This is a genomic window from Bacillus sp. Root131 (assembly GCF_001429475.1).
In the GTDB taxonomy this organism is placed as follows: domain Bacteria; phylum Bacillota; class Bacilli; order Bacillales; family Bacillaceae_G; genus Bacillus_A; species Bacillus_A thuringiensis_S.
In genome coordinates this window covers 1,302,426-1,316,801 of sequence record NZ_LMJQ01000001.1, presented here as the reverse complement: position 1 = coordinate 1,316,801, position 14,376 = coordinate 1,302,426, and the positions used below count along the sequence as shown (strand labels likewise).

Sequence of the window (14,376 nt, the reverse complement as noted above, 5' to 3'; positions counted from 1 at the left end):
ATTCTTCCTCATACTATACCTATAACTAACGGCTACTAATCGTTACTATAGAATAACTTTCACTGTATGGGAAAGGACAAGACTCACCATTCACTTTTGTCCTATCTCTTATATCAGAGATAGAATTTTCACTAGTAATATGCATGTTTAAAATAAGGAAAGGAAGGAGTAATCATGCTGAAGAAGCTGAAGAAAAAGCTCAAGCGTTATTTAAACGGTCTAGTCCGTAAAAAGACAATCGCTTAAATTGTGCCCATTTCGGGCTTTTTCTTCATTCTCATTCGAAAAAACATGAAAATCGTGACTGTTTGCTTTATAATAAGTAACAGATAATGCAAAACATAGACAAGGAGAGGTTTTCCAAATGATTTTTAAAGTATTTTATCAAGAAAAATTAACTGAGGTTCCAGTACGTGAAAATACAAAAGTTTTATATTTAGAGGCTACGTCTGAAAAGGATGTTCGTACAAAATTAAATAAGTTCGCATATAATATCGAGTTTGTTCAGTCTGTTACTGGCGCTCATCTTGAATATGAAAAAGAAAACGCTGATTTAACATTAGCGGAAATCGTATAGCGATATGAAATTTCTAAAAAACGACCAAGTTGCTGTATTTGCTCTCGGTGGGCTTGGTGAAATCGGTAAAAATACATACGCTGTTCAATTTCAAGATGAAATTATTATAATTGATGCTGGAATTAAATTTCCAGAGGACGAACTTCTCGGAATCGATTATGTAATACCAGACTACACTTATTTTGTGCGAAACGAAGATAAAATTAAAGGGTTATTCATTACACATGGTCACGAAGATCATATCGGCGGAATCCCTTACCTATTACGTCAAGTGAACATCCCGATTTACGGCGGAAAATTAGCAATTGCACTCATCAAAAACAAATTAGAAGAACACGGCTTACTTCGTAAAGCAAAACTTTACGAAATTCAAGAAGATGACGTTATTAAATTCAAAAAAACGTCTGTATCCTTCTTCCGTACAACTCACAGTATTCCAGATTCGTACGGCGTTGTTGTGAAAACACCTCAAGGTCAAGTTGTTCATACAGGTGATTTCAAATTTGATTTCACACCAGTTGGTGAACCAGCTGATTTAACAAAAATGGCTGAAATCGGTAAAGATGGCGTGCTATGTCTATTATCTGATAGTACGAACAGTGAAGTTCCAAACTTTACTATGTCTGAGCGTCGCGTTGGTGATAGCATTCAAGACATTTTCCGTAAAGTAGACGGACGGATTATATTCGCAACCTTTGCATCAAATATTCACCGCTTACAACAAGTTATTGAAGCTGCTGTTGAAAACAACCGTAAAGTAGCTGTGTTTGGTCGAAGTATGGAAGCAGCGATTGAAATCGGACAAAACCTTGGTTATATTCGTTGCCCGAAAGATACATTCATAGATGCATCTCAACTAAACCGCTTACCAGCTAATAAAGTTGTTATTTTATGTACAGGTAGTCAAGGTGAACCGATGGCAGCACTTTCACGTATTGCAAACGGTACACACCGCCAAATTCAAATTATTCCTGGAGATACAGTTGTTTTCTCTTCTTCACCAATTCCAGGAAATACAATTAGCGTAAGTCGTACAATTAACATGTTGTACCGCGCTGGCGCTGATGTAATTCACGGGAAACTTTCAAATATCCATACAAGTGGACACGGTGGGCAAGAAGAACAAAAGTTAATGTTACGTCTAATTAAACCGAAGTACTTCATGCCAATTCATGGTGAATATCGTATGCAGCGTATGCACATGAACATAGCAAATGATTGTGGTATCCCTGAAGAAAATTGCTTCATTATGGATAATGGCGATGTTCTTGCTTTACGTTCTGATGAAGCTAGCGTAGCTGGAAAAATCCCATCTGGTTCGGTCTACATTGATGGAAACGGTATTGGGGATATCGGCAATATCGTATTACGAGATCGTCGTATCCTTTCTGAAGAAGGACTTGTAATTGTAGTTGTAAGCATTGATATGAAAGAATTTAAAGTTGCAGCAGGACCTGATATCATCTCACGCGGTTTCGTTTACATGCGTGAAAGCAGCGATTTAATCAATGATGCACAAACATTAATTACAACTCATTTAGAAAAAGTAATGGAGCGTAAAACAACACAATGGTCTGAAATTAAAAATGAAATTACAGACACATTAGCTCCATTCCTATATGAGAAAACGAAACGCCGTCCAATGATTTTACCAATCATTATGGAAATATAAGAAAAAGGACAATGCTATGAAGGCATTGTCCTTTTCTTTTCTCTTATCTTAAAAAGTGTTTAAATCGATCCACTTCATCGTCATGACCAATGACAATTAATATATCTCCTGCTTGAATATTCTCCGTAGCCCGAGGGGATACGATAACTTCTTTACCTCGTTTAATTGCTACAATATTCAATCCAAACTTCGCACGAATATCTAATTCAATTAAAGAGTGCCCATCAATTTTTTTATTCGCAATAATCTCTACAATACTATGCTCATCTGAAAGCTCAAGGTAGTCTAACACATTGCTTGATGCAATATTATTAGCAATCCTTTTTCCCATATCACGTTCTGGATGCACAATATGATCTGCACCTATTTTACTTAACACTTTTTCATGATAATCATTTTGAGCTTTTACAGTAATATTTTTTACACCCAATTCTTTCAAAATCAAAGTAGTTAAAATACTTGAATTTAAATTATCTCCAATAGCAACGACTACGTGATCAAAATTTCGAATACCAAGGCTTTTTAATACCATCTCATCTGTTGAATCTGCAATTACAGCATGCGAAGCTATATTTGCAAATTCATTAATTTTATCCTCATCTGAATCGATTGCCATTACTTCCATACCTAATTGAGCTAGTTCTCGGCAAATACTTCCACCAAAGCGACCAAGTCCAATGACAGCAAACTCTTTTTCTTTCTCACCCACAGGAATTCCTCCAATAACTTCAAGTACTATTTATTTTCAGTGTAACACACTTTATATGCGTCACAAAAACTGTAATTAGCTCTTATTTTTGTTTTTGTATATAAAAATATTGTTGCAAGTAAAAAGCGATACCAACAAGTAACATAGCAAATACAAATATATTTCCAAACGAACTAAATGTTTCAAAAACGAATAATAATGTTTCTTGACCAAAAAAGGCAAATAGCAGCTGTATGAATGCAAATAACAACGCCCATATGTAATGATGTTGATGAAATAAATAATGCGTTGCACCTAAAAAAGCAATAAACGAAAAGATAAAGATCCACCAATTTTCTAAAAATAGTTGCCAATTAGAAAATTGATATCCATTTACTAATATCGCAATAAGCGCGATAACTGCCATCGTCGGCACACTCCAAAATAATGCCCGTCCTCTAAAGAAACGAGTGCCTTTAACATCTCCTTTTTCATGTGCAATATATGTTAGTACTACTGTGCTTATATACAAAACAGAAAGAATTGTTAAAACGATAATGAGCCAAAAATGTAATTGATAATATTCATGTTCTATATTTGTCACGATTGCAGCTAACATACACGGAATTAACATTCCCGTCCAACCATCTACTTTTCTTTCATTCCAAAAGACCGTATTACCAATCCTTATTCCTAACAGCATAAAAATAATGATACCCAATACAAATAACGTAGTTTTATTCCCTACTAAACTCGTTGAGAAAGCAATTAATCCAATAAATAAAAAGAGCACAAACCCATTCATAATTTCTAGTACAGGTGATAAATATCTCTTCACCCATTTGTATGTTTCGTCATATTCATTATTATCTACTAGACGATAGGCATAAAAACTTATCCCAAAATAAACCGCCGCAATAATAACATACGCATATAAGACGAAACATAAAATCGCACTGCTAATTTGCACGTAATTCCCCACCCTTTTTTCTATGTTTCACATTGATTTTACACACTTTTCATACTAAAAGTAAACATATATAAGTTAGTCAAATAATTAATAATGAGCAGTGGCTAAAAACCCCCTGCTCATTATTAAAACAGTCCAATTAACTTTATTCTTTCATTTGTATGTAAATGTCTAAAATCACTCTATACGAGCGTTACTTACACCTCATAACAAAAAGTTTTTTGGAACCTTCAATAAAGCGGAAGTTTTATTTTCTATTCCCTTTCCACTTTACGTATTGGCTTAAAAATGTAATTGCCTTTTCAATCACTTCTTCGTCTGGTTTTAATTTTGCATGATGTAAACCATATTCTGAATTTACTCCAAGCCAAAACATAAATCCAGGGATTTCTCGAAGCATATAACCAAAATCTTCACCTGTCATTGCCTCAGTACATGTAATAACATTCATATCTGTTTGTTTATGTACAAATTGCATAAACTCTCTTGTTAACTCTTCATGGTTATATACTTGATGATACATTGCTCCGTAATCTATAATCGCCTCACACTGGAAAGAAGCTTCGATACCTGCAACAATTGCCTCAATTCTGCTTTTCACACGCTTCATTGATTCCACTGATAATGTTCGAATCGTTCCTTCTAAACGAGATTTTTCTGCAATAATATTTTGAACCGTACCACCTGTAATTTTCCCGATTGTAATTACTGCACTATCAAGAGGATTTACATTGCGACTAATAACGGATTGAAGCTGTGTAACAAGATGACTCGCTGCAACAATCATATCATTTGCAGTATGCGGATAGGCAGCATGGCCACCTTTCCCTTTTAAATCAATATATAATTCTGAAGTATTAGCAAATAACAGTCCTTCTTTCGTTGCAATTGTCCCTACAGCGTATTCTGGTGCAATATGAAGACCAAGAATTATATTTGGTTTCCATTCTTTTAACTCTTCACTTTCTAACATAGGAAGAGCACCGCCTGGTCCTTCTTCTGCTGGCTGGAATAGAAATACAAGGTCATCATCTATTCTTTCGCTCACAGCTTTCGTTAGAAGGCCTAAACCGATTGTTGTATGTACATCGTGGCCACATGCATGCATCATTCCTTCATGAATAGAAGCAAACTCATATCCAGTTTCCTCTGTAATTGGCAGACCATCTATATCTGCACGATAACCTATTATTTTTTCTGGATTTTTTCCATTTACTTTAACGATTACACCCGTTTTCCATGTCTTCACTTCCACAAATTCAAGAGAAAGTGTTCCTATATAATCTAAAATATACTGTTGTGTTTCCCATTCCTTAAATCCAATTTCTGGAATTCTATGTAGATCTCTACGAATTTGGACAAATTTGCTTACTGTCATTTTTGCACCTCTATCTATAAAAAGCGTAAGAGCCCATTTACGCTCTTACGCTTTTTTTTCTTTTTATTTCTCTGGGTTTAATTGACGAAGCTCTTGTTTAATTTCTGTTTTTGCTTTTGTCTTCTCATCAATTTCTTTAATTACACGTGCTGGAGTACCTGCAACAACTGTGTATGGAGGCACATCTTCTGTTACAACAGCTCCCGCTGCTACAACTGCACCTTTACCTACTGTAACACCCTCTAAAACAACTACGTTTGCACCGATTACTACATCATCTTCAACGATAACTGGTTTTGCAGAAGGTGGCTCAATAACACCTGCAAGTACAGCACCTGCACCTACGTGACAGTTTTTACCGACTGTTGCACGTCCACCAAGTACTGCGTTCATGTCGATCATAGAACCTTCACCAATTACAGCACCAATGTTAATTGTTGCATTCATCATAATTACAGCGTTGTCACCAATTTCAACATGGTCACGAATAATAGCACCGGGCTCGATGCGAGCTTTAATACCTTTTAAATCAAGCATTGAGATTGCAGAATTACGACGATCGTTTTCTACAACGTAGTCAACGATGTGCTTATTATTCTCATCAAGAATTGTCTTAATTTCAGACCATTCTCCGAATAATACACCTGATTTTTTATTCACAAATGCTTGTACTGTTTCAGGGAATGTTACTTCTTTTAAATCCCCTTTTATGTATACCTTTACAGGAGTTTTCTTTTCACTTTTTTGAATAAACGAAATAATTTCGTTAGCGTCCATCATTTTCATTCTTGTTGCCTCCTAAATCCATTTATAATGTTACTCTACCAAACGAAAGAGCGAGTAGCAAGATAATAATCTTATTTTTCCCTTTGAATTTCTTCTATAATTTCTAAAAATGCTTGTACTTGCTTCAACTGCCTTGCTGAGTCACTTGTTAACAACCATGTTTCTCTCGTCAATTGAACAGGTGTTTTATACATATTTTCCTGTACTTCCTTTAAAACAGTAGAAGGTAAAAGGGCATAACCTATACCATTTAAAACAAGTTGTTTGCATGTTTCAATTTGGTCAACTACAATCGTTCGCTTAGGCGGATTAGAAAATAAACCATACCACCAATTTTGTATTTGTCCATAATAAGTCGAGTCACTTTTAAATTGAATGAACGGCCTATTTGTTTCTTTTAGCATCGAAATATCTTTTATTTCTTTATCAACTAAATACAGTTCATCTTCAAATAATTTTTGCTTTTGACCTTTATATTCTTGTGTTCCCCTCAGTATAGCAACATGAACGTCTCCTTCATAAAACTGCTTTTGCACTTCACTACTCCATCCAGTAAACAGCGATATCTTTACAGAAGGATATTTATGCACAAACTTTTTCAAAACAGGAGGAAGCCAATATTGACCAATAACTGATGCAACAGCTATTTTTAACGTTCCATGAGTTTCCGTTCTAAAAACAGCTAGCTCACTTTTTATATCCTCTTCCTTTTGCAACATTTCTTTGGCATAATTTGCAACTTTTTCCCCTTCAGGTGTAATTGTCAATCCTTTTTGTGAGCGAATAAAAAACTTCATTCCCCATTGTTTCTCCATAGATTGTAATCGTTGACTCAGCGCAGGTTGGGAAACAAATAAACGTTCCGCCGCTTTTCTCATATTTGATTCCTGAGCTAACACAACCATCATTTGAAAATCATCAATTTGCAACTTTCTCCCTCTTTCCTTAGCTTCCATACACCTTATTTCAACAAGCTTTCATTCAGAAAATACAATTTTCCAGCGCAAACTTTCCTTATGTTTTATGTCTTTTTAAATATAATACATACACAAGTGATATGCACGAAAAAAAGTGACTTCTTCGTTTCTATGAAGTCACTTTTCTCACGTTATCGATTATGTTGCCTTACTTTCTTATTCAACAATTTTAAAATAGCACGACGTGTTAAAATCCCCTCAAAATAGCCTTCTTCATTAACAGCACAAATAAAAGGATGATCAATTGTCATTTCTAAAGCTTTTGCAAATGAATCTTCTAATTTAAGAAAAGGTATATCTTCCTTCATCACCTGCTCTACTTTCATATCATCAAGTCTTTCAAACTCAATACGCTCTAATCCTAACATACCATCTAATATCATGGCAGTACTAATCAAACCATGTAATTTATACATTGGATCTAAGACAGGTATCGCCGAATATCCAGATTTCACAAGAACGAGTAAAGCATGTTCTAAACCATTTCCAATTTGGACATGAGCTACTTTTTCCGATGAAATCATTAAATCCTTCACAAGAATTTGTTGAAATTCGTCTTTCGGAATACTAATCATATTACATCCCCCATTTTCCCTTTTTCCTGCTTATGTTCATAACTCTATTCACATTTTATGACAGCGTTTTCATATTATTATTTTGTCCTAAATTTATTTCAATAAAAATACAATCACACAGCTATTTTAGCATACAGCACAAAAAAAAGACTACCATTCCGGTAGCGCTTAATACCCTTTATTTTTTAATCTGTAAAATAACCTTGTGATTTTTTTATATTGCATCACATCCGTCTGTTTCAAACCATTCTCAATATCTGTAAGTTCCACAGCTAAAATTTCACTTGCATAATTTTGCTGAAATAAAATATCTAGTAGTAAACTTTCTTCTTCCTTCGTTAAAACAACTTCCCTTTGCATATACCCCTCTCCTTACAATCGCATCGTTACTCTTATTATATAAAAAATTTAACCTATTTAATAGATGTAATATTCAGTTTTTACCAAAAGATATGTAGCAATTGTAAACATACAAAAAGTCATTTCGTATATCGATTTGCATAGCTAAACGCCGCATAAGCATCCGGCTTAATTTTTGCAGTTAATCCCATCGCTCGAATTTTTTCTGTCATATCTAAAATAAATTCCTTTGTTAAACCATCATTCCCAATGTCTAAATGAATTTCCATTATGAATCCAGCCCCATCTTGAGCATAAGGATGCAATAACTCCCATATTGTTTGTATATGAGTAGGTGTAAATAGACATGCGATTTCTTGACTAAACTGCGTTTCTAAATATATTTTCTCACGTAAGGTTGCTGGCTTATCTTTTACTGATCTATGGTGTAAACAACCCCAGGCACCTTTTCCAACACGATGAATATGGATTGCTGTAATAAACCTCGTATCCTTTTGATGTGCTTGCGAGTCTGTCCCAATGGATAATCGATATAAATTTCGTGGATCCTTTTCAATGAAACTACAAATACGGCTAAAGACCATATCAAAATTTAAATGTCTCTCTGAAACATTGTAAAATTTATGTGCACCGTCCACAGAGTCACGTCCTTTCAATTAGACAGACTTTTCGTATTCTCATTGTATGGGACAAAAACTAAAATTATAACTTCCTATCCTTTATTCGTTTCAATATTTCGAATTACAAAGTGACAAACTTGGCACGTATAAATTACATTTTGATTAGATTGAGCCGTTAATACATGAGTAATCTCAGCAGAGCTTTGACAATTAGGACAAATCACAACTGGTAAATGTTCCATACGATAACCTCCTAGTTATATTTCTCCCACTATTTGCAGAACCCAGCAATTGTGAGAAGTTTAGCTTCACATATTCATCCGGTTGGCGGGACTACTTATCCACATGGATAGGCAAACTTACACAGATTAAATTTTCATTTTAATACCATTGTAGGAAAAATAAAAAAATTCTATACATTACGCTGGAAAGTAATAGAACTAAAAAAGGTACTGCCATATGGCAGTACCTTTTTTATATGTATCAAGAAATGATATCGTAAATCTCAATTGCAACCATGTCGATATTATCGAATTGGTACACTTGAGGTTTTTCACCTTGTTGATACACTTCTAACTCATACATTTCACTTTTATCGAAAAATTTCACGCTACATTTGCGCTCACCGTTCACTTCAAAATAGCGTTGTGCTACTTCACCGCTTTCAGCTTGTTCTTGTAGACTAACAAGTCGAGTTAAAATTCCTTGGAGTAGAGACATGAAATCTCTCCTTTCTCTGATCTTCCTACCAATAGGTTTTACAGCTATACTCATTCTATCCGTCATAACAGAAAAAATGTTCCACACTCTAGGATAAAGGTTATTGGCCAGAAACTCAACTAAAAATTTGTCGAAATGCGAAGGAAAAAACAGAAAGAACATATTTCCCCTTCTTTATTGCGGTTTTTATACTGGAAGAATATAATAAAAAACAGAAAAAAGGAGGAATTACAATGAAAAAAATTGAGGTTTATACACAACCTGATTGTCCGCCATGTGTTATTGTTAAAGAATTTTTGAAGCATAATAACGTTGCATATGAAGAATTTGACGTAAAAAAAGACGCTGCTGCTCGCAATCGTCTTTTAAACGACTATGATTCTTATTCAACTCCAACAGTCGTAATTGATGGCGAAGTAGTTGCAGGTTTTCAAATTGAAAAGTTACAAAAACTACTCAATATAGAATAGGAATAGGTAAATACCTATTCCTATTCTTATCCCGCTATTTGTAGGTAGTAAAACCCAAAAAATTTAGCTAAAGCAAAGGAGTTAGATGGGCTAGTAATCCCTCCCACTGATTAAAAGTTTCACTTTATAATTGTTGCAACCTTTTTATTTCAGTTAAGAGTTCCTGACTTTCATGATATCCTGCTAACTTCCATTTATCTTGATCCCTTTTCAATGTTACAATTTGATATTGTCCACTTTTTGTCCGCTCATATACATATAAATTTTTATGTTCTTCATCATACGATATTTTCGTTTCTGAATTAAAAGAAAACGGTGCTTCTTTTGCCGGAAGTAAATATTCACCACTTTGTTTATCACTTCTGCTATTTTCATCTGTAAACACTTGAAGGAAATTATCTGTAAAATACGGTGATAACGTCTCTATCATCTTATTCATCGGCAAATGCTTCCCACGAATTGAAAACTGGGTTTCATAGCCTTTTTGTATCGTTGTAAATACTTCTTTCCGATCAACTTTCACTTCCTCTTTCCCTAAAACAGTCGTAACACTATAACCAACTAGAAAGGCAACACATACAAATAGAACAAGCCATATTCCATATTTCCTCATTTTTTCACCTTCCTTTTAAAAGAACTTGTCTTTGTAGTATTCATTGTAACAATGATTATGCAAAGAAAGGACAGATTTCGTTCGTAAAATCTTTACAACGATAGACAGCATTTTCATCACCATTTTCACTATTACCAATTTATGATAAAAACAAACAAAAAATGCACGAATCTCTTCGTGCATTAAAATAAAACATCTTCTTCATATAAATATTCATAAGATAAATCTATAAATAAAAAGTTGTCATCATCTATTGGGAAAGAAAATGTTCGTACCATTTCGCCCGTTTCGATATCTGCATATAAATCTGAAAGCCTTGCCTTATTCTCAAAACGCATTTTCATGATATTCTCGAGAAAATACGGGCGCCAACTCCAGTTCTTCATATAATAATCCGGCATCACAATCCATTCTCCATCTTTTTTCATAACATTTCCTGATTGTTGGAAACCATCTTCATTACAAATAAATATACGAAAACTACACTGTGATACACTTTGACTAAATTGTAATAACCAATCATTTATATCTTCATTCTTTTTTTGTTTTGATAAAACATCGCCAATGCGATCGCGTAACATCTCTGTCAAATTATAAATTTTTTGTAACTTCTTCTTTTCATGCTGAATAAACTGATGACATTCATTACCAAGTCGCTCTTTCAAAACATTCGTTTCAATAAAATCAGGTAAACATTCTTTCAAATAATTACCTTGATAATATCTTCCGCCGTTCTTCCAAGCATATTGCAGTTGATAAAAAGCATCTATTTCTTCATATAACAAAGTTGCACCAATTCTTCTAGCAAGTAATGATAAAGAATATAAAATATCTTGATAAGATTGTAAAAGTGCTGTTTGCCTTAAATTCGTTAAATCTACTTTTAAAATATCAGGTGCTAACACGCTAATACGCTCTAAATTACTTGTGCCCGTTCCGACTTTATTAATCGAAATTTGAATACCATATGTACGATAATACATAAGCAAATGATTAAATTGCTCTATATCTTCTTTACATTCATGTTCTGTAATCTCTAAAACAATTTGTTTTAAATTTAAACCTTGTTCTTCATACCTCAATAAAAGTTGAAGCAAGCTTTCATCATCATCATTCATTAATACATTAGCATTCCGATGTATAAATAATAATAATTTTTGATCGCTTTCTAAATAACGATTTAAAGCTTTTTCTACTATAATATTATCCGCTTCCAGTTGAAATTCACTTGGAATCGAATCATCGTGAAAGAAAGAAGCTAAACTTTGTATGCCCTCTTCTGTTTGAATACGTCCTACTACTTCATATCCAATTACAGTATGCTCATCAGCACTAAAAATAGCTTGATAATAAGGAAGGACTTTATCCAAGTTACTCATTACATCTAATGCATCTATCAACGTGCTTCCCTCCCTTTACTTTTCAAAAATTATAACATGATATTTACGGAAAAATAATAAAAAATCCCTTCAGTTTTCCTGAAGGGATTAGAGGGGTAAAATGCTAAGGGGAATTAGCAATTCTACTATGAAGAAAAAAGAGGTCTTAAATATAACGTATATATGACCTCTTGTAAACACTTTTCTTTCATATGTCACAATTCCGTCACATTTAACCATAAAAAAATGAATCAAACATTCATTTTTTTATCCCTTTTAAAATGGATATTGATGTAAATGTTGTCCTCCATCCATTGTCATGCAAGTTCCATTTATGTACGCAGCTTCATCTGAGCATAAATAATAAGCTAGACCAGCGATTTCTTCTGGCGTACCCAGCCTTCCAAGCGGAACACTTTGTATCGTACGCTTAGCCATTTCTTCTGAAATCCATAATTTATCAGCACCGCCCGTACGTTCAATTGGTCCTGGCGCGATAGCGTTAACTCGTATTCCATATTTACGTCCCCACTCAACAGCGAGCGTCTTCGTCATCGCTAATACCCCTGCCTTCGCTGCAGCCGAATGAATAACTCCTGGACCTGCATCCCATGCATATGTTGCTACCATGTTAATGATATTCCCTTTTATACCTTTTTCAATCCAATATTTTCCGACAGCATGGCTACAGTAAAATGTACCGTTTAACACAATATTAATGACTGAATTCCAACCATTCACAGATAAATCTTCTGCTGGACAAATAAAGTTTCCAGCTGCATTATTTATTAAAACATCAATTCGACCAAACTTCTCATCAATCTGTTCAATCATTTTCTGAATGTCATCCGTATTTCTTACATCCATTTGTACAGGTAATACTTGCCCCGGAAATTGTTCAATTTCCAACTTTGTTTCCTCTAGTTTTTCCTTTGTACGTCCTGTAATAACAACTCGTGCCCCTTCTTTTGCAAAACGAGTCGCCATTCCTTTTCCCATTCCACTCGATCCACCTGTTATAATAACTACCTTCTCTTTCACATACATCCCCTCCAAAAAATGAATACACATTCATTTTATCACTTTATTTAATAGAAATCTTTATATTTTTAAACTTTTCTGATATTTTAATGTAAAGAATTTTCTTTTCATTCATTTTTTTCGTAATCTATACTAAATTTTTATTATGTAAAGTATATTTTAAATAAACTGAAAGGAGATTCGAGTAGCCTATAAATGGAATAAAAACATTGAGGTATACTCATATTTTTATGAAGCACATTACAAGAAGAAATTTTTTAAAAATTGGTATGCGCACTTGTCTCTATTCATTTATAACCAGTGGCATTGGATACTACTATGCTAAATATATAGAACCCCATTTCATTTCTTTTACACAGCACACATTAAAATCACAACTCATCCCAAAAAGTTTTCATGGTATGAAAATTCTTCAATTCAGCGATTTACATCTTGGATACTATTTCTCGCTTCAACATTTATCTCAAGTTGTTTCTAAAATTAATGCTGTAAATCCAGATATTGTCCTTTTTACTGGAGATCTCATTGATAATTACCAAACGTATACTGACACTCCTTTCGTTGCATCCATTTTAAAAAATATACAAGCCCCCTTCGGTAAATTCGCTATTTATGGTAACCATGATCACGGTGGATATGGAACTGAATACTATGAGCACATCATGCGTGAATCTGGATTTGAACTATTGCTAAATAATGAAAAAAGAATTCGTCTAATGGATAATAGTGAGATTTCTATTTTCGGTCTCGATGATATACTACTAGGCAAACCCAAAATAGAGAAAACATTAGAGCATGCACGACAAAATACTTATAACATTGTTCTTGTTCACGAACCAGATATCGCGCCCCAAGTTTCCAGATATCCAATCAACTTGCAACTTTCTGGTCATAGCCACGGCGGACAAGTACAAATTCCTTTTTTAGGAGCTATTATTACACCATCACTCGCCAAAGACTATATTGAAGGCTTCTATACAATTCAAGATTTAACTCTCTATGTTAATCGAGGCCTAGGAAGAACGCGTGTTCCATTCCGTTTTATGTCAAAACCTGAAATTACACTTTTTACACTCCAACATTCGTAATAATTCGCCTATTTTCTTGCATATCCTTTCTTGTACGCGCTCATCCACGTTTCATTTACCATATGATGAAAGTGAGTCCAATAAAGGAGGTATGTTCATGTATCCATATTATCAACCAATCCCAGTCCGTTCAGCACCTATTGGTCCAGTAGGCGACTCACGCTTCTTCCCGTTTTTTGGCGTTCCCTTTCTAGCTGGAATTGCTGGTGGATTACTCGGCGGAGCATTAGCTTTCGGCCCTCGACCATTTTACCCACCTTATCCACCACCTTTCCCGCCGCCAGCACCTTATCCTTGTTACGGTGGACCATGTCAACAACCATACTATTACTAAGTTAAAATAACGATTATTTCAAATGTTATTCTCTCAACGAGCCACCTTATTACACGCTTATAATAAAACTATTGTTTCTACTCATCCTCCCATTTTGGGAGCATATGAGTAGAAAAAAGTAAAAACCT

At 34.4% G+C, this 14,376-nt stretch carries 18 protein-coding genes; 5 read left to right on the top strand and 13 right to left on the bottom strand.

Annotated elements, in window-relative coordinates:
• Positions 1-364 precede the first annotated feature (364 nt).
• On the top strand, positions 365-577 hold the full coding sequence (locus ASE54_RS06595) for a DNA-dependent RNA polymerase subunit epsilon (RefSeq protein ID WP_000576435.1): 213 nt from the start codon (positions 365-367) through the stop codon (positions 575-577).
• 4 nt (positions 578-581) lie between these two features.
• Positions 582-2,249 (top strand): ribonuclease J1, encoded by a 1,668-nt coding sequence (gene rnjA / locus ASE54_RS06590; RefSeq protein ID WP_000670375.1) that lies wholly within the window; start codon positions 582-584, stop codon positions 2,247-2,249.
• A 43-nt stretch (positions 2,250-2,292) separates the two neighbouring features.
• On the opposite strand, the gene ASE54_RS06585 is transcribed toward rnjA, so the two are convergent.
• The 10 genes from ASE54_RS06585 to ASE54_RS06545 form a co-directional block, all read right to left on the bottom strand.
• A complete protein-coding gene (locus ASE54_RS06585; protein ID WP_000504032.1) occupies positions 2,293-2,958 on the bottom strand; it encodes a TrkA family potassium uptake protein in 666 nt (221 codons plus the stop codon).
• 82 nt (positions 2,959-3,040) lie between these two features.
• Positions 3,041-3,907, bottom strand: coding sequence for a hypothetical protein (locus ASE54_RS06580; RefSeq protein ID WP_001167320.1), 867 nt, complete (start codon positions 3,905-3,907; stop codon positions 3,041-3,043).
• A 247-nt stretch (positions 3,908-4,154) separates the two neighbouring features.
• A complete protein-coding gene (locus ASE54_RS06575; RefSeq protein ID WP_000218667.1) occupies positions 4,155-5,285 on the bottom strand; it encodes an N-acetyldiaminopimelate deacetylase in 1,131 nt (376 codons plus the stop codon).
• A gap of 63 nt (positions 5,286-5,348) precedes the next feature.
• Positions 5,349-6,071: a 2,3,4,5-tetrahydropyridine-2,6-dicarboxylate N-acetyltransferase gene (gene dapD / locus ASE54_RS06570; protein ID WP_000783242.1), complete on the bottom strand. Its 723-nt coding sequence runs from the start codon at positions 6,069-6,071 to the stop codon at positions 5,349-5,351.
• A gap of 71 nt (positions 6,072-6,142) precedes the next feature.
• A complete protein-coding gene (locus ASE54_RS06565; RefSeq protein WP_003261853.1) occupies positions 6,143-7,027 on the bottom strand; it encodes a LysR family transcriptional regulator in 885 nt (294 codons plus the stop codon).
• Positions 7,028-7,179: 152 nt separating this feature from the next.
• On the bottom strand, positions 7,180-7,623 hold the full coding sequence (gene cbpB, locus ASE54_RS06560) for a cyclic-di-AMP-binding protein CbpB (protein WP_000623573.1): 444 nt from the start codon (positions 7,621-7,623) through the stop codon (positions 7,180-7,182).
• A 168-nt stretch (positions 7,624-7,791) separates the two neighbouring features.
• Entirely contained in the window at positions 7,792-7,983 is a 192-nt protein-coding gene (abbA, locus tag ASE54_RS06555; protein ID WP_001188692.1) for an antirepressor AbbA, read from the bottom strand.
• 119 nt (positions 7,984-8,102) lie between these two features.
• Entirely contained in the window at positions 8,103-8,621 is a 519-nt protein-coding gene (locus ASE54_RS06550) for a ribonuclease H-like YkuK family protein (RefSeq protein WP_000348492.1), read from the bottom strand.
• Positions 8,622-8,695: 74 nt separating this feature from the next.
• Positions 8,696-8,845 carry a hypothetical protein gene (locus ASE54_RS36230; protein WP_000400650.1) on the bottom strand — a complete coding sequence of 50 codons (150 nt, stop codon included), beginning with the start codon at positions 8,843-8,845 and terminating at the stop codon, positions 8,696-8,698.
• A 241-nt stretch (positions 8,846-9,086) separates the two neighbouring features.
• Positions 9,087-9,323, bottom strand: a complete 237-nt coding sequence (locus ASE54_RS06545) for a YkuJ family protein (protein WP_000055151.1) — start codon at positions 9,321-9,323, stop codon at positions 9,087-9,089.
• Between the two features lie 233 nt (positions 9,324-9,556).
• Here ASE54_RS06545 and ASE54_RS06540 point away from each other — a divergent pair, with 233 nt between their 5' ends.
• Positions 9,557-9,793: a glutaredoxin family protein gene (locus tag ASE54_RS06540; RefSeq protein ID WP_000717872.1), complete on the top strand. Its 237-nt coding sequence runs from the start codon at positions 9,557-9,559 to the stop codon at positions 9,791-9,793.
• A gap of 124 nt (positions 9,794-9,917) precedes the next feature.
• On the opposite strand, the gene ASE54_RS06535 is transcribed toward ASE54_RS06540, so the two are convergent.
• The 3 genes from ASE54_RS06535 to fadH form a co-directional block, all read right to left on the bottom strand.
• Entirely contained in the window at positions 9,918-10,406 is a 489-nt protein-coding gene (locus tag ASE54_RS06535; protein WP_001233816.1) for a DUF3993 domain-containing protein, read from the bottom strand.
• A 182-nt stretch (positions 10,407-10,588) separates the two neighbouring features.
• The gene (locus ASE54_RS06530) at positions 10,589-11,806 is read right to left on the bottom strand and encodes an EAL-associated domain-containing protein (protein WP_000564306.1); all 1,218 of its coding nucleotides are present in this window, start codon (positions 11,804-11,806) and stop codon (positions 10,589-10,591) included.
• Between the two features lie 255 nt (positions 11,807-12,061).
• Positions 12,062-12,826: a 2,4-dienoyl-CoA reductase gene (fadH, locus tag ASE54_RS06525; protein WP_000660913.1), complete on the bottom strand. Its 765-nt coding sequence runs from the start codon at positions 12,824-12,826 to the stop codon at positions 12,062-12,064.
• Positions 12,827-13,056: 230 nt separating this feature from the next.
• On the opposite strand from fadH, the gene ASE54_RS06520 reads away from it, so the two are divergent.
• Both ASE54_RS06520 and ASE54_RS06515 read left to right on the top strand, forming a co-directional pair.
• Complete coding sequence (locus ASE54_RS06520; protein ID WP_002082238.1) at positions 13,057-13,914, top strand: metallophosphoesterase; 858 nt, start codon at positions 13,057-13,059, stop codon at positions 13,912-13,914.
• Positions 13,915-14,011: 97 nt separating this feature from the next.
• Positions 14,012-14,248, top strand: a complete 237-nt coding sequence (locus ASE54_RS06515; RefSeq protein ID WP_000283738.1) for a hypothetical protein — start codon at positions 14,012-14,014, stop codon at positions 14,246-14,248.
• Positions 14,249-14,376: the final 128 nt, after the last annotated feature.